Here is a 24560-nt window from a genome sequence, read left to right on the forward strand (position 1 = left end):
CCCCGTAGCGCCGAGGAGGTCACATTAATTGCTTGCCAGACTTCATGAAAGCGAATTATATTTAGCTCTACGTTCATATATATTGAATTCTAGAGATGACCGATCTCCCCATCACTCTGCTACGTACCTTTGTCGTGGTTGCTGAAACCCTGAACCTGACCACCGCCGCAAGTCGGCTACACCGTGCGCCGTCCACAATAAGCATGCAAATCAACCGCTTGGAGAGCCTGGTAACCGCCCCCCTGCTGCAACGCGGTCAGTACGGCGTAAGGCTCACCGCTGCCGGTGAACAGCTCAAGTCTCACGCGCAACAGCTGCTTGCACTGCACGACAGGATTATGGGCGGGTTTCAGAACGCGGATATAACCGGCAAGGTACGTCTTGGCACCCACGATCTCTATATCACCCGTGCCCTTACCCCTCTGTTGGAGAGCTATGGCGTCAGCTATCCCGAAGCGGAACTTGAGGTTGTCTGCGACCATCGTCCGGGGCATCTTGCCGCGCTCGTTGACGACGGCCGCCTGGATCTGGCGCTGGTCGAGATGCCGGCGCTTTCCGATGGTGGAGTGCGGCTTAGCCGGGACCGGCTGGTCTGGGTTGGCGCCGAGGCGCATCCGTTACACCTGCAGGAGACTATCCCATTGGCGGTGTTTCCCGAAGGCTGTTTCTATCGAGACTCGGCAACCAAGGCGTTGCAACGGATCGACAAGCCCTATCGCATCACCTTTACCAGCCACAGCCGCTCGGGCGTTCTCGCCGCCGTGCGAGCAGGTATCGGAATCGGGGTATGCCCGGAGTCGGCCCTGGAGCCTGGGCTGGTGGTGCTCGATGAGGACCTTCCGGCCCTGCCGCAGACCGATACCACCCTGTTCATTGCCGACCAGGTGAACGCGGCGACCGCCCGGCTGGCCCAGACCATCGAGGAGAGCCCGCTGTTTCGATAGATCTCCTCAGGCACGGGTCAATACAAACAGGCCGACATCGATACACTTCTCTCTGAACCCACCCTCGCAGTACGCGAGATAGTAGCGCCACATACGGTAGAAGTGTCGGTCGAAGCCCTGCGCTTCGATATTGGTGTAGTTGCGCTCGAAAGCCTCCGCCCAGTGCTTCAGGGTACGGGCATAGTCGAGCCCGAACATCTGCTGATGCTCCAGCCTCAAACCATGCTGGTTGAACTTGTGACGTAGCGCTTCGACCGATGGCAGCATGCCGCCGGGAAAGATATAGCGCTGAATGAAGTCGGCCTGCTTTCGGTAGCTGTGAAAGCGCTGATCGTCGATGGTGATGATCTGCAATACCGCCCGCCCCTCGGGTTTCAGGATCCTCTTCAGCTGCTCAAAATAGGTGTCCCAGTGCCGCTCGCCAACCGCCTCGAACATCTCGATCGATACCACCGCGTCGTACTGCCCATCAAGATCGCGGTAGTCGGTCAAGCTTAGCTCGACCTGCGCGTCCAGGGAGGCGGAGCGGATCCGCTGTTGCGCCCAGGCCAGCTGCTCCTTGGACAACGTGACGCCGTGTACCTGCCGCCCCGCTTGCGCCGTCTGCTCGGCGAAGCCACCCCAGCCGCAGCCGATCTCACAGATGCGATCGCCGGGTTGAGTCTGGGTCAACTCGAGGATGCGGCGATTTTTCGCCCCCTGCGCCTCCTGGAGCGACATCGTCGGCTCGCTGAACAGTGCCGCCGAGTAGGTCATGGAGGGATCGAGCCACTGGCGATAGAACGCGTTACCCAGGTCGTAGTGGGCAGCGATATTGCGCCGACTCCCCTCGCGATGATTGTCCCGACTGCGGTGGTAACGGTTGTGCTGCAGATCGGATAGCAGCCGCAACCGGCCCATGGACTCGAGAGAATGCTCGTAGCGTGCGCCCCACTGAATCAACGCGGTCAGGTCAGGGCTATCCCAATCGCCCTGCAGGTAGGCTTCGGACCAGCCGTTGAGTCCGCCGGTAATCAGCTTGCGCAGCGCGCGGTAGTTATTCAGTGTCAGACTGGCGAAGGGCTGCCTGTCGCCGAAGCGATAGCAATTTCCGCTGGGGAGCCGCAGTTGCAGGGTTCCACGGTTGCCATCGATACGTGAGCGCAGCCGGCCGATCAGCCAGCGCTCCAACAAACCGGGTGTCTGCTCTCGCGCTTGTGTCGTGCAGCGCTCGCCCTGTACTTCGGCGGTTTTATACTCATATAACTTCATAGTGTCTGACTCCGTTCTTATCCTGCCAACTGACGCTTAATCGATGACCGTTTTGGTGCCGATAAACGGGAACGCCCTTAAGCCAGAGGCGAAGCGCCTCCCAGTGGATGCCTGCGATCACTTTTAGCGTCATCATCGGGTAGCGAAAAAAGAGCCCTAACGGGGACCAGCGACCAAGCGTCTGCGACTTGCCTGTAAACGTAGCGTGCAGCAGCCGCCGATCGACCGCGTGCTGACTGATACATACCGCGATCCTCTCCGCCGGGGGCTGGATGCGGAAGTTGTAATCGGAGACCGGCGGGGTAAAGGGGCTCACATACATCGACTTGCTGCACTGCTGTCGAATCGTCGTCTCGCCCTCCTCCACCTCGATCAGATAGCTGTGCCGCTCACCGAAGGTGTTGCTCACCTCATAGATCACAACGGCCAGGCGCTGCTGCCTGTCGTAGCAGAAATAGACGCTTAACGGGTTGAACACATAGCCGAGGATGCGCGGATAGCAGAGCACCATGATACGGTCGGTGGCTTCGCCGTAGCCCCGGTTATGCAGCAGCTGTTCGATCTCCCGCCGCAGCTGTCCCTTTCCTGCGCCATGATCCTTTTCATGGAAGGAGAACAGATTGAATCGGTTGAGCGAAAAGCCGTTGATCCTGCGCGCCAACTCGGGCAGCTCATCCAGATCGAGCAGCAGGCTGAAAACCGAGTAGACAAAGCGGTGCCGTTTCGGGCTGAAACGGTGATGCATCACCTGGCCGCAGTAGGCTCTGGAGTTCAGATCTTGATCAGCCATGGGCAAGGTGCGCCCGTCGGTAGTCCACGTGAATCCTGCCGTTCGGCTCCGCGACCTGCCAGGGACGGCTGATACCGCCGAGCTGCTCGGCAACGGCCAGCCCCGACTGCAGACCATCCTCATGGAAGCCGTAGCCGAAATAGGCGCCGCAGAACCAGGTCCGCTGCTGACCCTGCAGGCTCCATAGCTCACGCTGAGCATCGGCAGAGCTGGCACCAAAGGCAGGATGGTCATAAAAGAAGGTGCGGACGATACTGCCCGGTGCCGGTTCCACAAGCGGGTTGAGCGACACGAAAATATCGCGATCTGTGGCCAGGGGCTGCAGCCGGTTCATCCAGTAGGTCACCGAGACCTTGCGCTTGCTCTCCTCCTCACCTGAGGCCAGGTAGTTCCAGCTTGACCAAACCGCCCTGTTGCGCGGCATCAGACTTGCGTCCGTGTGCAGATAGGCGCGATTGCGCTGGTAGGGGAACTGGCCTAGCAGACGCTGCTCCCGCGGCGTTGGCGCATCAAGCAGCTTTAGCGCCTGATCGGAGTGGCAGGCCAGCACCACCTCATCGAAATACTCTCGCTTGCCATGCAGGTCCTCGACAACCACCCGATCGGGTTCGCGGATGATCCTTTGCACATGACGGTTCAGCTGTACCGGATTGCGCAGGGATGCGGTTAGCTTCTCCACGTAGCGACGGCTCCCTCCTACCACGGTACGCCATTGGGGACGGTCGCTGAGCTGAACCAGTCCGTGATTGCGACAGAAGTTCAAGAAGCTGCGGGCGGGATACTCCAACATTCGGTCGACCGGTGTTGACCAGATTGCAGCCCCCATCGGCAGAAGATGATCGTAGATAAACGCATCGCCGTACCCACCATCCCGAAGCAGCTCTCCGAGCGTGAGCCGGTCGATATCCTGCCGCCCGGCCATCCGCTCAGCATTGCGGTAGAAGCGCAGCAGATCGGCCAGCATGCGCCAAAAGCGAGGCCGCAGCAGATTCTTGCGTTGCGCGAAAAGTCCACCAAGATTGGTGCCGTTGTATTCCAGCGCGCCATCGTTGGCTGAGATAGCGAAGGTCATCTCGGTATCGCAGCACTCCACCTCCAGCAGCTTGAACAGCTCCACCAGGTTGGGGTAGTTGAGCGGATTGAACACGATAAAGCCGGTGTCGACATCCACCTGCGTCCCATCCAGCTCGAAGTTCACCGTGTTGCTGTGGCCGCCAAGCCGGTCATCCTTCTCATACAGGGTGACGTCATGATAGCGGTTCAGCAGCCAGGCGCTGCTGAGGCCGGAGATACCTGAGCCAATCACAGCGATCTTCTTCGGGTTTAGTGCTCTAATATTCATGGGCTGACATTCATCTGCGGTTTTTACGCTTTAACGCAACGCCGAAGGAATTGGATCACTCTTCGCTCAAATGAAATTAACGGTGATCCAAAACGGACCAGGGGTCGTAGTGATGGAAAAAGCAAATGAGTCGGGAGACAGCGTGAACAGGGTTGTGCCTTTGCCTTCATCGCGAACGTGTGACGACACCGACTGGTCGCAGCTGTTGGCCAGAATGGCTGAAACCGGTGATCGGGCGTTGTTCGTGCAGATTTTTCGGCATTACGGACCTCTATTGAAAAGCTACATGCTTCGTCTGGGCGTGCTGGATTCGGTTGTAGAAGAGCTGGTCCAGGAGTCGATGCTGACAATCTGGCGTAAAGCAAAGACGTTTAACCCGGAGCGAGCCGAGGCCGGCGCCTGGATCTATACCCTGGCGCGCAACAAGGCGATCGACTGGATGCGTAAGCAGAAATACCCCACCTACTCGCTGGAAGGGCATGAGGAGGAGCCGCAGGAGGGCGAAACGGAACCCGGCGAGCTTCACTTGATACGGCACAAAATGAAAACCGCACTGAATGAACTGCCGCCCGAGCAGGCGCAGGTGATCTACATGTCCTATTACGAGGGTCGCGCCCACTCCGAGATCGCTGCCAAACTGGGCATACCCTTGGGCAGCGTAAAGGCACGCATACGTCTCGCCAGCGCTAAGTTGCGCAATTTCTGGGAGGGTGAACAATGAACACGATTCGACACCATCTCGACGACGCCACCCTGCTCAGCTACAGCTCAGGGTCTTTAACCAACGCCATGGCGCTGGTTGTCGCCTGCCATCTCTCGGTCTGTGCCGACTGCCGTCGGAAAGCAGGCGAGATGGAGCTGCTCGGTGGTGAGATGCTGGAGCGCCTGCAGCCGGCCGATCTCAGCGACTCGGCGCTGCAAAACCTGCTCGACGCCTTGGACGAAGAGCAGCCGCCTGAACCGACGACTGATGCTCCGGCCCTGCCACCTGCCGATGTCCCTGCGCCACTCTGGGCCTACATCGACAAACCGCTGGATGAGCTGGCGTGGAAAAGCCTGGCGCCTGGCTTTGCCTATGTCGATCTACCCTGCCAGGGCACCGGCGCGAGCAAGCTGTTGCGGATCGCCCCGGGCAAGTCGGTGTTACCCCACACCCATACCGGTAATGAACTGACCATGATCCTGCGCGGATCCTATGTGGATGATGTGGGCCGCTTCGCCAAAGGCGATATCGCCGACCTCGATGACGCTATCGAGCACCAGCCGCTGGTCGACAGCCCGGAGAGCTGCATCTGCCTGGTCGCCACCGATGGCCCGCTGCGTTTCACCTCCCTGCTGGGCAGAATCGTGCAACCCCTCACAGGATTCTAACAGCGCGGGATCGGTTGCGTTTAGCGCCGCTGATCCGATCGCCCAACAGTCACGTAGTGATAGGTGACTGCATTCACAGGGCGATAAGGATGAGTTTTCCGGTACATTTTGATCTGTTCGAGTATTTTCGGGGCGCGACCCGCGCCTACGGACTATTCGAAACGCCTTTCGGTCGCTGTCGGCGGCAACTGCTTATCGACCTCAGCGGCCGCGTTGAAGGCGACACCCTGATTCTGGACGAGGCTTTCGTATATGACGACGGCGAACGTCAACAGCGCACCTGGCGGATTCAACGCATCAGCCACAGCCGGTACCGCGGCACAGCCGCCGACCTATCCAAACCGGCGCTGGGCAATGTAGTGGCTAACCGTCTGCATTGGCGCTATCAGCTCAATCTTCCGGTGGGCCAGCGCTCTGTAAGAGTCGACTTCAACGATCAGATGTTTCTGATGGCCGATGACGTGCTGATCAACCGCGCACGCCTCAGCAAGTGGGGTATTCCCATAGGCAGTGTCACGCTGGCGTTTAACCGTCTGGACAGATCCACATCCCCCTAATCCAAAACGCGCCCTGCTACGTAGTTTGAGTACTGCGAATTCATTGGAGCAACGGATGAAGCCGGGTAGAAGTGAACAGATCATTGCCAACCTGATCGGCTTTCAGCTCTGTTGGTGGCTGGCGGTACTTCTGCAACAGCAGAGCCTGCCCTGGCTGATTCTGCTGCTCTGTGCGCATCTGCTCCTGCACAGTGACCGGATGGGTGAGTTGCGGTTGATCCTGATCGCCGCAACGCTCGGCTATGTTGTCGACTCTCTCCTGCTTCTCGGCGGAGTGTTTCAGTTCGAACACTCCCCCACTCTGCCTCCATTCTGGCTGGCGCTGCTGTGGTGCTGCTTTGCGGCAACTTTGCGCCAAGGGCTCAAACCGCTCGCCTCCCATCCCTACCTGTCTGCACTGCTTGGCGGGGCCGCCGGTAGCGGCAGCTATCTGTTGGGCGCCCGACTGGGGGCTGTGGAGTTGAGATATTCCGACTCGACCACTGTGCTGATACTGGCGTCTATATGGGCCCTGCTGCTGCCCGTGCTGCTCCGGCTCAGCCAGCGATTCAATATCAACACCAACGCGAGGGAAGCGGTATGAACGCAAGACTTACAGCCGTGCTGCTTCTGCTCGCGGTGATCGCCAGCCCTGCGATGGGCAGTGTCGAGTATCGATTGGTGGGCGAAGCCAGGCTCAGTGTGCTGCTATGGGAGATATACGATGCCCAGCTGTTTACACCCGATGGTCGATACCGCGGCATCAACGCCCCCATGCTACTCAGAATTCACTATCTGCGTGCGATGGAACGGGACGATCTGATCGATGCCACCCGGGATGAGTTGCAGCAGATCGCGCCGGAACTTCCTGCCCTGGTCAGTGCACAGAACCTTGAGCGGCTGTCCCGTATCTGGCCAGACAAGATCCGGCCCGGCGACAGCCTCAGTTTCGAGCTGACCGCCACCGGCGGCACCTTCCACTTTAACGAGCAACCGATCGGACGTATCGACGATACCCGGTTTGCCAGAGCCTTTATGGCGATCTGGCTGGCAGACAACAGCTCCTATCCACGCTTGAGCCGACGGCTGAGGGGAGAATCATGAACATCGCTACCCGTACAATTACGCTGCTGAGCCTGCTGACACTGGCGAGCTGCGGCACCAATATCGAGCACTACCGCAATAGCCAGCCGGCACTGGAACCCTCGACATTTTTCAACGGCCAGCTGCAGGCAGTCGGTATCGTGCAGAACCGTTCCGGCGAGGTTACCCGACGCTTCACCGCGAACATCGCAGCCGAATGGGACGGCCATCGCGGCGTGCTCGATGAGCAGTTCCAATTCAATGATGGTGAGGAGCAGTGGCGTTGCTGGCGACTGGAGCAGCAGGCCGGCCGTTTGACCGGAACGGCCGGTGACGTAGTCGGTGAAGCCGAAGGGACAATCGCCGGCAATACGCTGAATTGGCAATACGTGCTCAGAGTCGCGCTGGATGATGGCGACAGCATCGATCTCAGCCTCGACGACTGGCTTTACCTGGTCAGTGAAGACCACCTGATCAACCGCACCCGGATGACCAAGTTTGGCTTCGATCTGGGCGAGATCACCCTATCCATCCACCGTATCAGTGATACCCCCACCCGCCCCCTTCGGCCAAGCTGTCGGGTAAAGGAGTAGACGATGAAGCATAGACACAACTGGCAAACCGCCTGGGTAACCGGGGCGAGTCAGGGCATAGGCCGGGCGCTGGCAACGGCACTGTGCGAAAAGGGCGTTACCGTCTACGCCAGCGCCCGGCGCCATGAAGCACTGGAGGAGCTGGCAGACGCCCTGAAGCGTCTACCCGGTGCGCTGATCCCCTGCCCGCTCGACGTTACCGATCAGGCGGCGATAGAGGGGTATTTCGAGCAGTGGGAAAACGACAATCGGCTGCCGGACCTGATCATCCTCAACGCAGGCACGCACGATCCGTTTACCGCCCGGGAGTTCAGCGCCCAAAGGGTCGAAACATTGCTGAATATCAACCTCTGCGGCACGCTCCGTTCGCTCGACCCCAGCCTGAAACACTGCCTCAAGCGCGGCCGGGGTCAGATCGCCATCATGGCATCGGTCGCCGGATATCGCGGTCTGCCAACCGCAGCGGCCTATGGCGCCAGCAAGGCGGCGCTGATCAACCTCGCCGAGGCACTCAGGCTCGACCTGGCCGGGAGTGGCGTCGACCTGCGTCTGATCTCCCCCGGCTTCGTGCGCACCCCGCTTACCGACAAGAACCAGTTCACCATGCCCGCCCTGATAGAGCCCGAGCAGGCCGCACAATGGATTCTCAAAGGGCTCACCTCCAGCCGCTTCGAGATCAGTTTCCCGGCGCGGTTTACCACGGTGCTGAAACTGCTCCGCTGCCTGCCCTATGCGTGGTACTTTCCCCTGGTACAGAAACTGACGACCTGACACGATGACAGAATCCAATAGTGATCACCCGCTGAAACAGTACGCCGATTTACTGGAGACACTGACGCCGGACAACCTGGACGCAATGCAGCAGTTGCTGGCGGATGACGTCGAGTTCAAAGACCCGTTCAACCACACCAGCGGCAAGGCGGGCTATCGCGAGGTGATGGTCGATATGTTCGCCAATCTCGACGATATCCAGTTCCGGGTTAAACAGATCGACCCCACCCCAACCGGTGGCTATCTGATCTGGGAGTTCAGCGCCTATAGCACCATAACCAAGGCGATACGGGCTGAAGGGGTCAGCCATATACTGATCGATGCGGAGGGGAAGATAACCCGGCACTACGACTACTGGGACGGCAGCCGGATCATGGATGGCATGCCGGTGATCGGTTGCATCGTGAGGTGGGTTCGCAAGAGAACGAGTCTGAGATAGCGCGTATGTGGGGTTACTGGCACCGGGTTCGGTGCCAGTCCGCCGAATGGCTCAAGGCGCGAAGCGCTGGTGCAGGTAGTTATTGATATCGGAGGACTCGTACACCCACTCGGTGCGTCCGTCTTCATGCTCGATCTTCAGGCAGGGAACCTTCACGCGGCCCCCGCCCTGCTCCAGGGCTTTGCGGGCATCGGCATCACGCTGCACATTGGCCATGCCGATCGGCAGTGCCAGGCGGTGAATCTCCTTGCGCACCTTGATGCAGAACGGACAGGTGACGAACTGATAGAGCGTCAGCTGACGGCAGTCGCTATCGACCTGGGCTTGAGCGTTCTCGTCTCGCGAAATCGGCTTGGGCTTGGAGAGAGCGGCATAGATCAGCATAAACGGCATCAGCAGACGGCGTAGCAGTCTGAAAAAGAGTCGTATCACCCAGCGCATTCGATCTCCTCGTACAATCTTGCAGGCGGTTCGTTGAAGGCGCGCAGTGTACCAAAATGTGCCGAAAAATCCTCCTGTGATTACATACGCAATGGCTGGCTGCCTTTCGTAGGGGAAACAAAGGCCCGGCAACCCGGGCCTGATGAACTTATCAGCCGTTCAACTCCTCCATCGCCTGCTGACGCAGCAGGTAACGCTGCAGCTTGCCGCTGGAGGTCTTCGGCAGTTCGGTGACGAAGGCGATCTCACGCGGGAAGGCGTGGGTCGACAGACGGTTGCGCACATGCTGCTGCAACGCTTCGATCAGCGCCTCATCGGCATCGTACTCGGGATGCGTCACCACATAGGCCTTGACGATATGGCCACGCTTTTCGCAGGGCTTGCCAACCACCGCGCTCTCGATCACCGCTTCATGCTCAAGCAGAGTGTTCTCCACATCCGCCGGTCCGATGCGGTAGCCCGCCGAGGCGATGATATCGTCGTCGCGGCCGGTATAGGAATGAGCGCCGTCACCGTTGCTGATGACGATATCACCGGTCAGGTAGTAACGGCCCTGGTAGGGGCTCTTCTCGCCCCAGGTGTAACCCTGGAAGAAGTACAGTGGCGAGTTCTCCATATCGATCGCCAGTTCACCGGTCTCCCCCTCACCCACTTCGTTGAAGTCTGCATCCAGTGCCACGAGGCGATAACCCGGCAACGGGTAGCCCATGCTGGCATCACGATGGGTATGGCTCAGCTCATGGAAGTTGGCGGCCGTCATGCCGGTTTCGGTCTGGCCGTACTGGTCACAGACACGGCAGTCGAACGCGCGGCGCACCCAATTGACCACCTCCGGGTTCAGCGGCTCACCGGCGCTGTTGGCCACCCGCAGCTGGATACCGGGGTAGTTGGCGAGCAGCTTGTCGTTGGCCATCAGCATGCGGTAGGCGGTCGGCGCCGCAGCAAAGTTGGTGATCCGGTAGCGCTCCAGGAAGCTGAAGGTGTTGTCGGCACTGAATCCCGCCTCGTTGAAGTGGGTGGTGCAGCCGAGCAGCATCGGGCCGACGATGGCGTAGTAGAGGCCGTAGGCCCAGCCGGGATCGGCCACGTTCCAGAAGTTATCGCTCTCGCGCAGGCCGATGGCGTAGCGCATGTAGACCCAAAACGCGGGCAGTGCGCGTACCGGTACCGATACCCCCTTGGACTTGCCGGTGGTGCCGGAGGTGAACATCTGCAGGAAGGGCTCATCCGGGCCCAAACGTACCGGTTCAAACTCCGTACGTTGACCACTCTGAGACTCATCGAACAGGAAAGTCGCCTCGGCCGCCAAAGAATCATACGCATCGGCCACCAGCATGGTGCTCGGCAGGCCTTTGACGTCGGCGAGCTTCGGCCACTGCTCCGGGTTGGTGATGATCAGTTTGGTCTCGGCGCGCTCAAGGCGATACTCGATGGCACCGCTACCGAAGGCGGTGAACAGCGGTTGATAGACCGCGCCCACCCTCAGGGTACCAAGCAGGCTGATCAGCAGCTCCGGCGTGCGCGGCAGCAGGCAGGCCACGCGGTCGCCCCGCCCTATCCCCTGGCTGGTCAGGAAGTTGGCGAACTGCGCCGAGCGCTGCTGCAGTTCACGGAAGGTCAGCTCGCCGCTGGAACCGTCGATCCGCTCGTAACGCAGTGCAACGCGGGTCGGATCATCGGAGTGGCGGTCACAGATCTCTTCGCAGACGTTAATACCCTTTTCGTAGTCACCGACAAAGCTGTCGAGAATCGTCTCGACGCGGAAATCTCGCATGAAATCGCTGTATTTAACGTTGTTCATCGCAGTACCTGCATATTGTTATTCGCTGTCGTTTAGCAGAACTCAAACATGAGGGGCCCTAGCCCCCTCTGGATCCAGAGAGGGCCACCGATTCTGCTTTGGAGGGAATCGACCGTTTACAGCAGCTCGATCGCCACCGCCGTCGCCTCGCCACCGCCGATGCAGAGCGATGCCACGCCACGTCTGAGTCCGCGTTGCTTCAGCGCATGGATCAGGGTGACGATGATGCGCGAGCCGGAGGAGCCGATCGGGTGACCGAGCGCACAGGCACCACCGTGGACGTTGACCTTGCCGGGGTCGAGCCCCAGCTCGCGTATCGCCAGCAGGGTGACCACGGCAAACGCCTCATTGATCTCGAACAGATCCACCTCATCCTTGCTCCAGCCGGCGCGCTTGAGCACCTTCTCGATGGAGCCGATCGGCGCCAGGGTGAACTCGGCGGGCAGTTGCGCATGAGTGGCATGGGCGACGATACGGGCCAGCGGCTTGAGCTGCCGCGCTTCGGCTTCCGCCTGGGTGGTCAGCACCAGCGCCGATGCACCGTCACTGATCGAGCTGGAGTTGGCGGCTGTAACGCTGCCATCCTTGCTGAACGCCGGACGCAGTTGCGGGATCTTGTCCGGGCGTGCATTGCCGGGTTGTTCGTCGGTATCGACGAGCACCTCACCTGAGCGGCTCTTGACGCTGACCGGCGCGATCTCGTCACGGAAGGCACCGCTGTTGATCGCCTCCAGCGCCCGATTCAAGGAGGTGATGGCGAACTGGTCCATCGCTTCGCGGCTGACCTCGCAGGCATCGGCAGTGCGCTGGGCAAATACCCCCATCAGGCCACCCTCGTACGCATCTTCGAGGCCATCGAAGAACATGGAGTCGATCACCTGGCCGTGGCCCATGCGCATACCGGCACGGGCTTTCGGCAGCAGGTAGGGTGCCTGACTCATGTTTTCCATGCCGCCGGCCACCATGATCTGCGCACTGCCGGCCAGCAGTTGGTCGTGGGCCAGCATCACCGCCTTCATCCCCGAACCGCACATCTTGTTGACCGTGGTGCAGCCCGCAGCATCGGGGATACCCGCCTTGCGCGACGCCTGACGTGCCGGCGCCTGGCCGAGACCAGCCGGCAGCACACAGCCCATCACCACCTCGTCGACCGACTCCGGTGCCAGTCCCGCGCGCTCCACGGCGGCACGGATGGCGACGGCGCCCAGCTCCGGACTGCGAACATCGCTGAGCTCACCCAGCATGCCGCCCATCGGGGTACGGGCGGCACCCACAATTACAACGCTATCTTTGGACATTCTCTGATCTCCTCTCAACACGGCAATATCAACGTGGCGCCATGCGCAACGCACAATCCAGGCGGATGGTTTCGCCGTTCAGCAGCGGGTTACGTACGATCTGCTCCACCAGCATGCCGAACTCCTCCGGCTTGCCCAGGCGCTGCGGGAACGGCAGCGTCGCCGCCAGGCTCTGCTGCACCTCTTCGCTGAATCCCGCCATCATCGGCGTCATGAACAGGCCCGGGGCGATGGTATTGACGCGGATCCCGTGGCGCGCCAGTTCACGGGCTGCGGGTAGCGTCAGCGATACGACACCACCTTTGGACGCGGCATAGGCGGCCTGGCCGATCTGCCCCTCGTAAGCGGCGATGGAGGCAGTGTTGACGATCACGCCACGCTCGCCGTCGCCGTTCGCTGCACGTTCGGCCATATCCGCCGCGGCCAGGCGCAGGATATTGAAGGTTCCGATCAGGTTGATCTGGACGACGCGGGTAAACTGATCCAGTGGCATCGGGCCATCTTTGCCGACGATGCGGCCGGCCGGAGCGACACCGGCGCAGCTCACCGCAATACCGCAAGGGCCATGGGCCTCGCGGGCCGCAGCAAATGCAGCCTCGGCACTCTCGGAGGACGTAACGTCACACTTCACGAAGATACCGCCAATCTCGCGCGCGACCGCTTCGCCACGCTCCTGCTGCAGATCGAGAATCGCCACGCGGCAGCCGGCCGCGGCCAGCACCCGTGCGGCACCCTCACCCAGACCTGAGGCGCCACCGGTTACAACTGCCGGTACTTGTTTAATTTCCATAAATATCTACCTGTTTTAAAATACTTTTCTTGATCATGACGGCGCTTTCGCCCGCTCGAATCCAGCCTGTTCCAGGCGTTCAGTAATCTCATCCAGAATGCTGGCGTCATCGATGGTGGATGGCATCTTGTAGGGCTCGGCAGCCGCGATCTTGCGTAGGGTGGCGCGCAGGATCTTGCCGGAACGGGTCTTCGGCAGGCGCGTGACCACTACGGCACGGCGAAAGCAGGCCAGCGCACCGACCTGGTCGCGTACCCGCTGCACCAGTTCGGCCTGAAGCTGATCTTCGTCGATCTCCTCACCCGCCTTGATCACCACCAGCCCCACCGGAAGCTGCCCTTTCAGCTCGTCGTTAACACCGATCACCGCACACTCGGCCACGGCCGGATGGGCGGAAACCACCTCCTCCATCTCGCCGGTGGAGAGGCGGTGACCCGCCACATTGATCACATCGTCCGTACGCCCAGTAATGTAGATGTAGCCTTCAGCGTCGCGGTATCCGCCATCGCCGGTGTGGTAGTAGCCGGGAAAGGCGGTCAGGTAGGAGCTGACGAAACGCTCGTCGTTGTTCCAGATGCTCCAGGCCACGCCAGGCGGCATCGGCAGCTTGACGCAGATATGGCCCGCATCACCCATCGGCACCTCGTGGCCATCGCTATCCAGTACCCGGATGTCGTAGCCGGGCAGCGGCTTGTGGGTGGAACCGAGGCGCGGCTCTGCCGGGTCAGACAAGCCCATCATCGGTGCGGTCATCGGCCAGCCGGTCTCGGTCTGCCACCAGTGGTCCAGCACCGGAACTTGCAGCAGATCGGAGAGCCAGTAGTAGGTGGAGGAGTCCAGCTTCTCACCGGCGACAAAGATCCAGCGCAGGCTGGACAGGTCGTGTTGCTTGGCCAGCTCGCCGTTCGGATCCTCCTTGCGGATAGCGCGGAACGCGGTCGGGGCACAGAACATGGAGTTGACGCCATACTCGGCGATCACCCGCCAGTAGGTACCGGCATCAGGGGTACGCACCGGCTTGCCCTCGAAGAAGATGCTGCTGCAGCCGCCCATCAGCGGACCATAGACGATGAAGGAGTGGCCGACCACCCAGCCGATATCGGAGGCGCCCCACCAGACATCACCCTCCTGCATGCCGTAGACGTTGTTCAGCGCGTAGCTGAGCGCCACCGCGTGGCCGCCGTTGTCGCGCACGATCCCCTTGGGCTGGCCGGTAGTGCCGGAGGTGTAGAGGATGTACAGCGGATCTTCACCGCGCACCGGCACGCACTCGGCGGGCTCGACACCCTCCTGCACCTGCTCCCAGTCCAGATCCCGGGCGCTGTCCAGATCCGCCTGCAACATCGGCCGCTGGTAAACAATGGTGCAGGCCGGTTTGTGTTTGGCACCGGCAATCGCCTGATCCACCAGCGGCTTGTAGGCGATGGTCTTGTCGAACTCGATCCCGCAGGAGGCGGTTAGAATCACCTTGGGTTCGGCGTCATCGATACGGATCGCCATCTCGTGCGGCGCGAAACCGCCGAACACCACCGAGTGCACGGCACCGAGACGGGCACAGGCGAGCATCGCCACCGCCGCTTCGGGGATCATTGGCATGTAGATCAGCACGGTATCGCCCTTCTCCACACCCTGACGACGCAGCGCACCGGCGAAACGCGCCACCTTGTCGCGAAGCGCGTTGTAGCTGATCGCCTGCTTGCTGCCGGTCACCGGGGAGTCGTAGTAGAGCGCTACCTGTTCGCCGCGGCCCTCTGCGATCTGGTGATCCAGCGCCAGATAGCAGCTGTTCAGCTCGCCGTCCGGATACCAGCTCCAGGTGCCGGATTCGGTCTTTTTCAGCGTTGTCTGCGGTTTGCGGAACCAGTGGATGCGCTCGGCCTGCTCAGCCCAGTAGTGCTCGCCGTTCTCAAGTGCGGCCTGATACTCGTCGGTATAACCCATCGTTCAACCTCTTAATTATTCTTTTAAGGCACAGCCGTCCCTCGGCCATCGCCCGATGGATATCGCCGGCTACCGCGCCGTTAGAGGGGATGGTCGTGGCAGCCAGCAGGTCGGATTAGCGGTATTGAACGTTTACTTGTCCTGGTACAGACGCAGTACGCTGGAGAAATCCAACGTGCCATTGCCTTTGGCCTTGTGCAGGTTGAACAGCGCGCGTGCGCTGGAGCCCATCGGCACCGGCGAGGCACTCTGCTGGCTCAGCTCCATGGCCAGGCCCAGATCCTTGAACATCAGGTCGACCATAAAGCCGCCCTGGTAGTCGTTGCTGGAGGGTACGCCCGGCATTACGCCCGGATAGGGGTTGTAGACCTGCAGCGCCCAGTTATTACCGGAGCTCTGCTTCATGATCTCGGACAGTACGGCAGGATCGAGACCGTTCTTGACGCCCAGGTTCAGCGCCTCGCAGGTACCGGTCATCAGTACGCCGAGCAGCAGGTTGTTGCACGCCTTCGCGATCTGCCCGGCGCCGTGATCACCGGCGTGGAAGATGTTCTTGCCCATGCACTCGAGGATCGGTTTGGCCTGGGCGAACTGCGCCTCCGAAGCACCGACCATGAACGCCAGCGTACCCGCCTTGGCACCGCCGACACCGCCGGAAACCGGGGCATCGATAAAGTTCAGGCCACGCTCGGCACCGACCTTGGCCACGCGCTGTGCGGTGGCGGCATCGATGGTGGAGGAATCGATGATCAGTGCACTCCTCTTCACCACATCGAACAGCGGTTGATCGCCGGTAACGTAGAGCGCCTCCACATGCTTGCCGGCCGGCAGCATGGAGATCACGAAATCCGCGTCGGATACCGCGTCGACGGCGCTGGTAGCCGCCTGGGCGCCTTCGGCCGCAACCTCCTGCACCAGGGTGTCGACCAGATCGAATACATGAACGTTGTGCCCGGCCTTGACCAGGTTGATCGCCATCGGGCCGCCCATGTGACCCAGGCCGATAAATGCGATAGTTGCCATTTTCTTATCCTTATTCTGTTGTCGGCGCCGCAGGCGTATACCGGCGCCCTCTCGGTTAGTTCAGCTCTTCGCTCAGGGGATTGACCGCCCAGGGCGACTCAAAAAACGACTCCAGCACCGCCGGGTCCACATCGGCGATCGACTTGAACATCCAGTCCGGCTTGCCATCCTTGTCGATCAGCAGCGCGCGTATCCCTTCCGGGAATTCGGAGTGACGACAGCACTGCACCGACAGCTCAAGTTCGCGCTCGAACACCTCTTTCAGTGACAGGTGGCGGCAGCGTTCCAGCTGACGGGCGATGATCCGTATTGAAAGCGGGCTGCCGTGGCTCAGCGCTTTCTGGGCCCGTGCCACCCACTTGTCGCTGCCATCTTCTGCAAGCAGCGCCGCCTGTACTGCTTCCAGGCTGTCATGGTCAGTCACACGGCGGATCAATTCGGCGTGCTGGCGAATCGGGCCGGCCATCTCGGCAAGCTGAGGCTGAGACTGCTGCTCCAGCTCGCGTAGCACAGAGTTCACGGCCGATTTTGCATCACCTTGCCAGTCTGCAATCTGCAGACGTTCCACCAGCGTGGTACGCAGTTCGGAGAGGATGAAACGGTCGGCCAGCCCCAGGTAGAGCGCGTCGGGGGCGTTGATCGGGTTGCCGGTCAGGCCCAGAAACAGCCCGGTGCGCCCCGGCATATGGTTGAGGAACCAGCTTCCGCCCACATCCGGGTAGAGACCAATGGTGACCTCCGGCATCGCCATATAGGTGGTTTCGGTCACAACACGGTGGCTGCAGCCGTTCATCAGCCCCATGCCGCCGCCCATGACAATACCGCTGCCCCAGCAGATGATCGGCTTCGGGTAGGTGTGCAGGGTGTAGTCGAGCTTGTACTCGCGGGTGAAAAAGATCTCGGCAAAGTCCTTTGCACCCTCACCCTTGATCGACTTGTACATGTTGACGATATCGCCACCGGCACAAAACGCCTTCTCCCCGGCGCTATCGAGGATCAGCGCCACCACGCTGTCGTCGTCGTGCCAGGCATCCAGCTGCGGCTGGATCAGGTCGACCATCTCCAGCGTCAGCGCATTCAGCGAGCGCTCGGCGTTGAGGCGGATCTCGATGATCCGTTTGCCATCCCGGGTAGGTATCTCATTGAACAGTACGCTGCTCATCGGCAATCCTCTCTCGTCAGTCCGGTTACTGATTCTTCCATTCAGGGGCGCGCTTCTGCAGAAAGGCGTTGACCCCTTCGCGCTGATCCTCACTGTCGAACAGATCGACAAACAGCTCACGCTCCAGGATGTAGCCCTGATTCAGATGTGCAGTACGGCTGTTCTGGATCAACCGCTTGCAGGCGGTGACGGCGATGGGGCTCTGCTGCTCCACCTGTTTCGCCAGCTCCAGCGCGCGCTCATAGGCCTGGCCTTTACCGACCATCTCCTCTACAAGACCGATCTCCAGCGCCTTGGCCGCCGTGATACGCTCACCACAGAGGATCATCCGCTTGGCCCAGCCCTCGCCGACCAGGAGGGTCAGGTTCTGGGTACCACCGGCACAGGGCAGCAAGCCCACCTTCGCCTCCGGCAGCGCCATCTGTGCCTGTTCTTCCGCCACGCGCAGATCGCAGGCCAGCGCTACTTCCAGCCCACCGCCCATGGCGAAACCGTTGATCGCCGCGATCGACACGCCGCGGAACTGCGCCAGGGTTTCAAACGCTTCACCAAAGACGCGTGCCATATCACGCGCTACCGCCTTGTCACCATCGGCAAACAGCTTCAGATCGGCACCGGCGGAGAAGAATTTCTCGCTGCTGCTGCGCAGCACCAGTGCGTAGATGTCGCGGTCGGCATTCAGCGACTTCACCGCGGCGGTCAACGCTTTCAGGCTCTCCGCGGTCCAGGTGTTGGCCGGCGGGTTGTTCATCGTGATTACGGCCGTGTGGCCCTGTTTTTCGACTAGCAGTGCATCACTCATTCGATATCTCCTTCCAGGCGGCGGTTAGAGCAGATCCGCCGCGTCCTGCATCAGCGCCCGGCGGGCGATGATGACGCGCATAATCTCGTTGGTACCCTCGAGAATGCGGTGCACGCGGCTATCGCGCACATAACGCTCCATCGGGTACTCCTTGATATAGCCATTGCCGCCAAACAGCTGCAGCGCCTGATCGCAGACGCGGAAGCCGACGTCGGTGGCAAAACGCTTGGCCATGGCACAGTAGGCGGTCTTGTCGGGGTGACCGGCGTCCAGTTTGCAGGCCGCCAGGCGCACCATCTGCCGTGCTGCTACCAGCTCGGTGACCATATCCGCCAGGGTGAACTGCAGCGCCTGAAACTCGCCAATCTCACGACCGAACTGCTTGCGTTCATGCAGGTAATCGCGGGCGCGGTTCAACGCCGCTTGGGCGGTACCGATGGAACAGGTGGCGATATTGATGCGGCCGCCATCCAGCGCCTTCATCGCGATGCTGAAACCCTGCCCCTCCTCGCCCAGCAGCGCCGATGCCGGAACGCGCACGCCGTCGAAGGTGATCATTCGGGTCGGCTGGCTGTTCCAGCCCATCTTGTCCTCCTTACGGCCGTAGCTGATGCCGTCGGCCTTGGCATCGACCACAAAGGCGGAGATCCCTTTCGGCCCGTCGCCGCCGGTGCGCGCCATCACCACCAGTACGTCGGTGCTGCCGGCACCGGAGATAAAGATCTTGCTGCCGTTGAGTACATAGTGGTCGCCATCGCGACGCGCCGTGGTTTTCAGTGACGCAGCATCGGAACCGGCGTTGGGCTCGGTCAGGCAGTAGGAGCCGAGTTTTTCGGCGGCTGTCAGTTGCGGGCACCAGGTTTCGCGGGTTTCGGCATTGCCGTAGCTGGCGATCATCCAGCACACCATGTTGTGGATGGTCATGAATGCGGTGGTCGAGGTGCAGCCCATCGCCAGCTGTTCGAAGATGATGCTGGCGTCGAGTCGGCTCAGTGCCAGACCGCCCACATCCTCCGGCGAGTACAGGCCCATCAGGCCAAGCTCACCGGCGTTTTTCAGCACGTCGACCGGGAAGTGGTGCTCCTGGTCCCACTGTGCCGCATTGGGCTCCAGCTCGTTCTGTGCAAAGGCGCGGGCCATGTCGGCAAAGGCGATCTGGTCTTCGTTCAGTTCAAAATCCATAGAGGTTTTCTCCTTGTACGGCCGGGACTTTCATCCCGACCTGAGTTTTATATATCAATGGATTAAGTCTGTTACTTAAGGTGAATACTGGTATTAACACCGTGGTCGATATCCTCTTCAAACCAGCGCGCTGTTACCGTCTTGGTCTCGGTATAGAAGCGCACCGCCTGCTTGCCGTAAGCGTGCTGATCGCCGTAGAACGACTTGCGCCAGCCAGTGAAGGAGAACATCGGCAGCGGTACCGGCACCGGTACGTTGATACCGACCTGACCGACCTTGATCTCGTGCTGGTACTTGCGTGCGGCAGCACCGGATGAAGTGAAGATCGAGGTACCGTTGCCGTAGGGGTTCTCGTTGATCAGCTCGATCGCCTCTTCGATGGAGTCCACCTCCAGCGCAACCAGAACCGGGCCGAAGATCTCTTCACGGTAGATCGACATATCGGTGGTCACATTGCGGAACATGGTCGGCCCCACCCAGTTACCGTCCGGGTAGCCTTCGACCACGCACTCGCTGCCATCGAGAATGCATTCCGCGCCGGCAGCCTTGCCCTGCTGAATAAAGTTCAGCACGCGCTCTTTCGCCTGCGGATTGATCAGCGGACCGTAGCCGGCGCTTGGATCGTCCCAGGCACCGGGGCGTACCTTGGCCAGAGCGTCACGTACTTCGGGGATCCACTCGCGCGACTCACCCACGAACACCGCCACAGAGATCGCCATGCAGCGCTGACCTGCGGCACCGACAGAGGCACCGGCGATGGCGTTGACCACCTGGGTTTTGGACGCATCCGGCATCACCACCATGTGGTTCTTGGCGCCGGCAAACGCCTGCACCCGCTTCAGGTGCTCGGTACCGGTACGGTAGATATGCTCGCCGACAGCGACGGAGCCGACGAAGGAGATCGCCGGGGTGTCCTTGTGGGTCAGCAGCTGGTCGACCACCTCTTTACCGCCGTGCACGATCTGCAACAGGCCGTCCGGTGCGCCGGCCTCCTTGAACAGCTCGGCCAGACGCATCGGCGTCAGCGGGTCCTGCTCGGAGGGCTTGAGTACGAACGTGTTACCGCAGGCGATCGCCATCGGGAACATCCACAGCGGGATCATCGCCGGGAAGTTGAACGGGGTGATACCGACGCAGACGCCCAGCGGCTGGGTGATGCTGTAGCAGTCGATCTTGCGTGCCACGTTTTCCACCGTTTCGCCCATGCTCAGCGATGCAATGTTGCAGGCATGCTCGACCACCTCGATACCGCGCCAGACGTCGCCCTTGGCATCCTCGAAGGTCTTGCCGGTCTCCTGCGACAGGGTCTTGGCCAGATCATCGTGATGCTCCTTCAGCAGCGCCTGGTAGCGCAGCATCAGACGGGCACGATCGCCGACCGGGGTATCTTTCCAGGTTTCAAACGCGGCCTTGGCTGCGGCGACGGCGCGATCAACCTCTTCGCTGGTGGCGCAGGGCAACTGAGCAATCACCTCCTGCGTCGCCGGGTTGGTTACCGGGATCAATTTGCTCGACGCGCTCTGTACCAGTTCGCCGTTGATCAGGAGGGGGACTTGCTGGGTCATGGTGCTATCCTCTTTATCATTATTAGTGTCAGGTAATGATGTAGTTTTAGCATGCCTCCCGAGGGTGCAGGATTGATAATCTTGTTCAGTTGATGGACTATATTGCGATTAGATTAGGAATATCACTTATTAGAAAACTGATGCCATGAGTACCCCTTCAAACTGGCCGTTACCGCCCGAGAGCATCCGCTTCGTAGTACCACGCAGAATCGTTCAGCAACTGGCCGAACACCCGCTCAGCCGGGGCCTCTATCCGCTTGGTATCGGCTACTATCACCAGGCGTCCGGGCATCATATGGAGCGCGTCGAACACGACGATTACCTGATGATCTACTGTCTGGAGGGCGCGGGGCTGTTGCAGGTAGAAGGACAGAAATACAGCGTGCATGCCGGTGATCTGGTGCTGCTGCCAAAGGGGGTCAGCCACAGCTATCGAGCACTGAAGAGCCGCCCCTGGACCATCTACTGGGCCCACTTTCACGGTGAGGATGCGGAAGCGTTCTACGACCACCTTCGCGAGCCGCGTCAGAACGCACCGCTACTGCTTACGCCTCTTGGCCTGCAGTCGCGTCTGGCAAGCGATTTCGAGGCTCTGCTGGAGCTGCGCGAGTCGACCTACAACCTCAGCGCCTACCTCTGCGCCGCCAACCAGCTGCGCCAGATACTGACACATATTGCGCTGCTGCAACCGCTGGCGCGCAACCGCGACAAAAGCGACAGCCTGGATCTGGAGCGGGTGCACAGCCTGATGCAAGCCCATGTCCACGAGCATCTGGCACTGGAGACTCTGGCAGAGAGCGTCAATCTGTCCAAGTACCACTTCGTCAAGCGCTACAAAGAACTGACCGGCACCACACCGATCAACCATTTCATCCAGTTGAAGATCGAGCGCGCCTGTCACCTGCTGGATACCACAGGCAACAGCATCAACGAGGTCGCATTTGCCGTGGGTTACGAAGATGCCTACTACTTCTCCCGCATCTTCAAGAAGATCATGGGCGTCTCGCCCAGCCAGTACCGCAATCTGCGCACCGGGGCCTATGCCTATCGAGGTGAGTCAGCGCGTCGTTAATTAACAGGCATTCAGCCCGGGCTTCGCTGAACCTGAAGGAGCCGGGACTTCGTTCAGAAGTACAAAATTAATTTGCGAACTCGCACTTCTTGACCAATTCTTAACCGGCAGCAGGACAGGAATTACTCCAAGTGCGAGGGATGCGCGATGCCAGAATCCGAACTGTTCCAGTTTTCCGAACCCGCAGCAGTCAACGAAAAACTGGTTACCCCTTGGAAAGTCCTCAGCGTCGAGGATGACCTCACCTATCAATCATCACTTATTTATAGCCTGCGGGGCTTGATCGTCCGCGGTCGGCCGGTAGAGGTGCTGACCGCCAACTCGATGAGCCAAGCCGCAGTGATCATTTCACGCCACAGCGATATCAGCGTAATCCTGCTCGACGTCGTAATGGAGGAGGATGACGCCGGGTTGAGGCTGGCGGAAACTATCCGGGATGTACTTGGCAATTCATCGGTACGCATCATACTGCTGACCGGCCAGCCAGGCATGGCACCACGCAACGAGGTGATGACGCAGTACGATATCGATGAATACTGGAACAAGTCGGACCTGACTCGGGACACCCTGCACACGGTGGTCAGCAGCCACATCCGCACCTGGCACTACCTCACCGAGTTGATTCAGGCCAAGCAGGGGCTACAGATGGTGGTCGATGCCGCGCGCAGCATCAGCAGCAAGCAGAACCTGATCAGCTTTACCGAAACGGTGCTGAACGAGATCGGCCGGATCATTGGCGTCAAACAGGGCGGCATCCTCTGTATCGCCTACGAGGGTGATACGTTTATCCCTGACGCACGCATACTGGCCGCCAGCGGCGTCTACAGCGGTTCAACACGAAAAGCACTCTCCGAGCTGCGGCTGGATGAGTATTACGCCACCTTCGCCACCGCGTCCGAGCAACGTGCGCATCAGTTTGGCCAGGATTTCACGGTTCTCTATTTCGAGACTCCCAAGGTGGACCGGGCGCACTACTTGATGTTGGTACGATCCAGCACCCGGCTCACCGAAAGCCATATCAACCTGTTGCAGGTATTCAGTGAGAATATCAGTAGTGGCTTTACCGCCGTCGCCCTGGTCAACCGGCTGACCGATCTGGCCTATCGCGATCAGATTCTCAAGTCCTACAACCGCAACTGGCTACAGCGTGAACTGAGTTCGATGACGCGGGAGGAGATGCAGACAAGCGAACTGTTGATCGTAGAGGTCAATGATTTTACCGGAATGATGGTAACCTTCGGCGACCGTTATTGCGAAGAGCTGCTGGCCTCTCTACTGGTCAGTCTCGACGCTCTATATCCCGAATATCATGCCATCGCTCACATCGGTGCCTACACCTTCGCCATGCTGTTCAGCAAGGAGAGTTCACCGACAGAGGAGCAACTGCTCGACATGATCGACCAGCGCCTGGTACTGAATAACACCATCCATCGGTTGACCCTGACCGTCGCACGCGTTGACCTCGCCCTGCTCACCGACCTCAAAGCCGCACAGATACTTCAGCTGTCAGAGTCTGCCGTTAACATTGCGCATGCAAGAGGTGACAGGATAATCGGCTATCAGCCGGAGTTCCTGGAGTCGATTACCGAGAGCCAGCATCTGGTGATGGACCTGCATAACGCCATCGATAACCACGAACTGTTTATCATGCTGCAGCCCAAGATACGTATGGATAGCCTGGAGGTCGTTGGCTTCGAAGCGCTACTGCGCTGGCGCAAGCCGGATGGACAGTTTGTTCCCCCGGACCGTTTCATCCCGCTCGCCGAAACAGCCGGTCTGATCAACCACCTGGATATCGAGGCGGCGAAACAGACGATTGCCGCGGCCTTGAGGCTGCAACAGTCCGGTTACAGCCTGCCCATCGCCTTCAACGCGAGTTGCCTGGACCTGCGCCAGCAGGACTATGTCGATTCTCTGCTGCAGATCATCAACCAGAACGGACTTGATGGCCGACTGCTCGAGATCGAGGTAACCGAATCAAAGGCGATGCAGAACTACGAAGGTATCAACCCGATCCTGAAACGGTTCTCAGATCTGGGCATGGGCGTCAGCATCGATGACTTCGGCACCGGCTACTCCTCGCTCGCCCATGTCGCCAACCTGGCGGCCACGACACTGAAGATCGATAAGAGTTTTGTCGGGCGGCTGGGGCAGGATGGTGCAGGTGAACATGTGGTAGAGATGGTGATCCGTCTCGGCGAGCAGTTTGGTTTTAACATCGTCGCAGAGGGGGTCGAGACGGAGGTTCAGCGCCAGCGGCTATTGGACAAGGGGTGTACGATCGCCCAAGGGTATCTGTTTGCCCGCCCCATGCCCGTGGACTCCGCCATCGAATGGTTAACCGCCCATCAAGCGCGATGAAT

Annotated in this window: 24 protein-coding genes; 11 read left to right on the forward strand and 13 right to left on the reverse strand. The window is 60.2% G+C overall.

Translation table 11 applies throughout. From position 1 onward, the window contains the following. The first annotated feature begins 95 nt into the window (after positions 1-95). Positions 96-944 carry a LysR family transcriptional regulator gene (locus KQ940_RS08845; RefSeq protein ID WP_217413112.1) on the forward strand — a complete coding sequence of 283 codons (849 nt, stop codon included), beginning with the start codon at positions 96-98 and terminating at the stop codon, positions 942-944. A 6-nt stretch (positions 945-950) separates the two neighbouring features. Here KQ940_RS08845 and KQ940_RS08850 read toward each other — a convergent pair whose 3' ends face one another. From KQ940_RS08850 to KQ940_RS08860, 3 genes are read right to left on the reverse strand one after another with little or no spacing between them, the layout of a single operon-like run. Next, a complete protein-coding gene (locus tag KQ940_RS08850) occupies positions 951-2195 on the reverse strand; it encodes an SAM-dependent methyltransferase (RefSeq protein ID WP_217413113.1) in 1245 nt (414 codons plus the stop codon). Then, the gene (locus tag KQ940_RS08855) at positions 2182-2985 is read right to left on the reverse strand and encodes a DUF1365 domain-containing protein (RefSeq protein WP_217413114.1); all 804 of its coding nucleotides are present in this window, start codon (positions 2983-2985) and stop codon (positions 2182-2184) included. Before KQ940_RS08855 ends, KQ940_RS08850 begins: the two co-directional genes overlap by 14 nt. Continuing rightward, complete coding sequence (locus tag KQ940_RS08860) at positions 2978-4327, reverse strand: NAD(P)/FAD-dependent oxidoreductase (protein ID WP_217413116.1); 1350 nt, start codon at positions 4325-4327, stop codon at positions 2978-2980. The genes KQ940_RS08855 and KQ940_RS08860 overlap by 8 nt, the downstream gene beginning before the upstream one ends. Before the next feature lie 112 nt (positions 4328-4439). On the opposite strand from KQ940_RS08860, the gene KQ940_RS08865 reads away from it, so the two are divergent. The 8 genes from KQ940_RS08865 (at position 4440) to KQ940_RS08900 (ending at position 9120) form a co-directional block, all read left to right on the forward strand. Next, a complete protein-coding gene (locus KQ940_RS08865; RefSeq protein ID WP_217413117.1) occupies positions 4440-5048 on the forward strand; it encodes a sigma-70 family RNA polymerase sigma factor in 609 nt (202 codons plus the stop codon). Continuing rightward, complete coding sequence (locus KQ940_RS08870) at positions 5045-5698, forward strand: ChrR family anti-sigma-E factor (RefSeq protein WP_217413118.1); 654 nt, start codon at positions 5045-5047, stop codon at positions 5696-5698. Before KQ940_RS08865 ends, KQ940_RS08870 begins: the two co-directional genes overlap by 4 nt. An 89-nt stretch (positions 5699-5787) precedes the next feature. Beyond that, entirely contained in the window at positions 5788-6255 is a 468-nt protein-coding gene (locus KQ940_RS08875) for a DUF3833 family protein (RefSeq protein ID WP_217413119.1), read from the forward strand. A 55-nt stretch (positions 6256-6310) separates the two neighbouring features. Continuing rightward, positions 6311-6838 (forward strand): DUF2878 domain-containing protein, encoded by a 528-nt coding sequence (locus KQ940_RS08880; RefSeq protein WP_217413120.1) that lies wholly within the window; start codon positions 6311-6313, stop codon positions 6836-6838. Further along, positions 6835-7338: a chalcone isomerase family protein gene (locus tag KQ940_RS08885; RefSeq protein WP_217413122.1), complete on the forward strand. Its 504-nt coding sequence runs from the start codon at positions 6835-6837 to the stop codon at positions 7336-7338. The genes KQ940_RS08880 and KQ940_RS08885 overlap by 4 nt, the downstream gene beginning before the upstream one ends. Then, complete coding sequence (locus tag KQ940_RS08890; protein ID WP_217413123.1) at positions 7335-7910, forward strand: DUF3833 domain-containing protein; 576 nt, start codon at positions 7335-7337, stop codon at positions 7908-7910. Before KQ940_RS08885 ends, KQ940_RS08890 begins: the two co-directional genes overlap by 4 nt. A 3-nt stretch (positions 7911-7913) precedes the next feature. Next, on the forward strand, positions 7914-8681 hold the full coding sequence (locus KQ940_RS08895) for an SDR family NAD(P)-dependent oxidoreductase (protein ID WP_217413124.1): 768 nt from the start codon (positions 7914-7916) through the stop codon (positions 8679-8681). A gap of 4 nt (positions 8682-8685) precedes the next feature. Then, positions 8686-9120, forward strand: a complete 435-nt coding sequence (locus KQ940_RS08900) for a nuclear transport factor 2 family protein (RefSeq protein WP_217413125.1) — start codon at positions 8686-8688, stop codon at positions 9118-9120. Between the two features lie 51 nt (positions 9121-9171). On the opposite strand, the gene KQ940_RS08905 is transcribed toward KQ940_RS08900, so the two are convergent. From KQ940_RS08905 to KQ940_RS08950, 10 genes are all read right to left on the reverse strand, one after another. Further along, complete coding sequence (locus KQ940_RS08905) at positions 9172-9561, reverse strand: glutaredoxin family protein (RefSeq protein WP_217413126.1); 390 nt, start codon at positions 9559-9561, stop codon at positions 9172-9174. Between the two features lie 151 nt (positions 9562-9712). After that, positions 9713-11362: an AMP-binding protein gene (locus KQ940_RS08910; RefSeq protein ID WP_217413127.1), complete on the reverse strand. Its 1650-nt coding sequence runs from the start codon at positions 11360-11362 to the stop codon at positions 9713-9715. Between the two features lie 116 nt (positions 11363-11478). Further along, positions 11479-12660 (reverse strand): acetyl-CoA C-acyltransferase, encoded by a 1182-nt coding sequence (locus KQ940_RS08915; RefSeq protein ID WP_217413129.1) that lies wholly within the window; start codon positions 12658-12660, stop codon positions 11479-11481. A 28-nt stretch (positions 12661-12688) separates the two neighbouring features. After that, positions 12689-13450, reverse strand: coding sequence for an SDR family NAD(P)-dependent oxidoreductase (locus KQ940_RS08920; protein ID WP_217413132.1), 762 nt, complete (start codon positions 13448-13450; stop codon positions 12689-12691). A gap of 33 nt (positions 13451-13483) precedes the next feature. Then, a complete protein-coding gene (locus KQ940_RS08925; RefSeq protein WP_217413134.1) occupies positions 13484-15391 on the reverse strand; it encodes a propionyl-CoA synthetase in 1908 nt (635 codons plus the stop codon). 132 nt (positions 15392-15523) lie between these two features. After that, positions 15524-16414, reverse strand: a complete 891-nt coding sequence (gene mmsB, locus KQ940_RS08930) for a 3-hydroxyisobutyrate dehydrogenase (RefSeq protein ID WP_217413136.1) — start codon at positions 16412-16414, stop codon at positions 15524-15526. A gap of 55 nt (positions 16415-16469) precedes the next feature. Next, the gene (locus tag KQ940_RS08935; protein WP_217413137.1) at positions 16470-17576 is read right to left on the reverse strand and encodes an enoyl-CoA hydratase/isomerase family protein; all 1107 of its coding nucleotides are present in this window, start codon (positions 17574-17576) and stop codon (positions 16470-16472) included. A 25-nt stretch (positions 17577-17601) separates the two neighbouring features. After that, a complete protein-coding gene (locus tag KQ940_RS08940; RefSeq protein ID WP_217413138.1) occupies positions 17602-18378 on the reverse strand; it encodes an enoyl-CoA hydratase in 777 nt (258 codons plus the stop codon). A 24-nt stretch (positions 18379-18402) separates the two neighbouring features. After that, positions 18403-19560, reverse strand: a complete 1158-nt coding sequence (locus KQ940_RS08945; protein WP_217413139.1) for an acyl-CoA dehydrogenase family protein — start codon at positions 19558-19560, stop codon at positions 18403-18405. 71 nt (positions 19561-19631) lie between these two features. Further along, entirely contained in the window at positions 19632-21125 is a 1494-nt protein-coding gene (locus KQ940_RS08950) for a CoA-acylating methylmalonate-semialdehyde dehydrogenase (protein WP_217413140.1), read from the reverse strand. A 145-nt stretch (positions 21126-21270) separates the two neighbouring features. Here KQ940_RS08950 and KQ940_RS08955 point away from each other — a divergent pair, with 145 nt between their 5' ends. Both KQ940_RS08955 and KQ940_RS08960 read left to right on the forward strand, forming a co-directional pair. After that, positions 21271-22197: an AraC family transcriptional regulator gene (locus KQ940_RS08955; protein WP_217413141.1), complete on the forward strand. Its 927-nt coding sequence runs from the start codon at positions 21271-21273 to the stop codon at positions 22195-22197. Between the two features lie 147 nt (positions 22198-22344). Then, positions 22345-24558: an EAL domain-containing protein gene (locus KQ940_RS08960; protein WP_217413142.1), complete on the forward strand. Its 2214-nt coding sequence runs from the start codon at positions 22345-22347 to the stop codon at positions 24556-24558. Positions 24559-24560 lie beyond the last annotated feature (2 nt).

Origin of the sequence: Marinobacterium ramblicola, assembly GCF_019084545.1 — a bacterium.
GTDB lineage: Bacteria > Pseudomonadota > Gammaproteobacteria > Pseudomonadales > Balneatricaceae > Marinobacterium_D > Marinobacterium_D ramblicola.

Coding starts and splice junctions, on each gene's coding strand:
- KQ940_RS08910 (WP_217413127.1), bottom strand. CDS start 11,362: ATGAACAACGTTAAATACAGCGATTTCATGCGAGATTTCCGCGTCGAG.
- KQ940_RS08955 (WP_217413141.1), top strand. CDS start 21,271: ATGAGTACCCCTTCAAACTGGCCGTTACCGCCCGAGAGCATCCGCTTC.
- KQ940_RS08895 (WP_217413124.1), top strand. CDS start 7,914: ATGAAGCATAGACACAACTGGCAAACCGCCTGGGTAACCGGGGCGAGT.
- KQ940_RS08915 (WP_217413129.1), bottom strand. CDS start 12,660: ATGTCCAAAGATAGCGTTGTAATTGTGGGTGCCGCCCGTACCCCGATG.
- KQ940_RS08870 (WP_217413118.1), top strand. CDS start 5,045: ATGAACACGATTCGACACCATCTCGACGACGCCACCCTGCTCAGCTAC.
- KQ940_RS08845 (WP_217413112.1), top strand. CDS start 96: ATGACCGATCTCCCCATCACTCTGCTACGTACCTTTGTCGTGGTTGCT.
- KQ940_RS08890 (WP_217413123.1), top strand. CDS start 7,335: ATGAACATCGCTACCCGTACAATTACGCTGCTGAGCCTGCTGACACTG.
- KQ940_RS08920 (WP_217413132.1), bottom strand. CDS start 13,450: ATGGAAATTAAACAAGTACCGGCAGTTGTAACCGGTGGCGCCTCAGGT.
- KQ940_RS08925 (WP_217413134.1), bottom strand. CDS start 15,391: ATGGGTTATACCGACGAGTATCAGGCCGCACTTGAGAACGGCGAGCAC.
- KQ940_RS08945 (WP_217413139.1), bottom strand. CDS start 19,560: ATGGATTTTGAACTGAACGAAGACCAGATCGCCTTTGCCGACATGGCC.
- KQ940_RS08855 (WP_217413114.1), bottom strand. CDS start 2,985: ATGGCTGATCAAGATCTGAACTCCAGAGCCTACTGCGGCCAGGTGATG.
- KQ940_RS08885 (WP_217413122.1), top strand. CDS start 6,835: ATGAACGCAAGACTTACAGCCGTGCTGCTTCTGCTCGCGGTGATCGCC.
- KQ940_RS08900 (WP_217413125.1), top strand. CDS start 8,686: ATGACAGAATCCAATAGTGATCACCCGCTGAAACAGTACGCCGATTTA.
- KQ940_RS08960 (WP_217413142.1), top strand. CDS start 22,345: ATGCCAGAATCCGAACTGTTCCAGTTTTCCGAACCCGCAGCAGTCAAC.
- KQ940_RS08875 (WP_217413119.1), top strand. CDS start 5,788: ATGAGTTTTCCGGTACATTTTGATCTGTTCGAGTATTTTCGGGGCGCG.
- KQ940_RS08865 (WP_217413117.1), top strand. CDS start 4,440: ATGGAAAAAGCAAATGAGTCGGGAGACAGCGTGAACAGGGTTGTGCCT.
- KQ940_RS08940 (WP_217413138.1), bottom strand. CDS start 18,378: ATGAGTGATGCACTGCTAGTCGAAAAACAGGGCCACACGGCCGTAATC.
- KQ940_RS08860 (WP_217413116.1), bottom strand. CDS start 4,327: ATGAATATTAGAGCACTAAACCCGAAGAAGATCGCTGTGATTGGCTCA.
- KQ940_RS08950 (WP_217413140.1), bottom strand. CDS start 21,125: ATGACCCAGCAAGTCCCCCTCCTGATCAACGGCGAACTGGTACAGAGC.
- KQ940_RS08850 (WP_217413113.1), bottom strand. CDS start 2,195: ATGAAGTTATATGAGTATAAAACCGCCGAAGTACAGGGCGAGCGCTGC.
- KQ940_RS08880 (WP_217413120.1), top strand. CDS start 6,311: ATGAAGCCGGGTAGAAGTGAACAGATCATTGCCAACCTGATCGGCTTT.
- mmsB (WP_217413136.1), bottom strand. CDS start 16,414: ATGGCAACTATCGCATTTATCGGCCTGGGTCACATGGGCGGCCCGATG.
- KQ940_RS08935 (WP_217413137.1), bottom strand. CDS start 17,576: ATGAGCAGCGTACTGTTCAATGAGATACCTACCCGGGATGGCAAACGG.
- KQ940_RS08905 (WP_217413126.1), bottom strand. CDS start 9,561: ATGCGCTGGGTGATACGACTCTTTTTCAGACTGCTACGCCGTCTGCTG.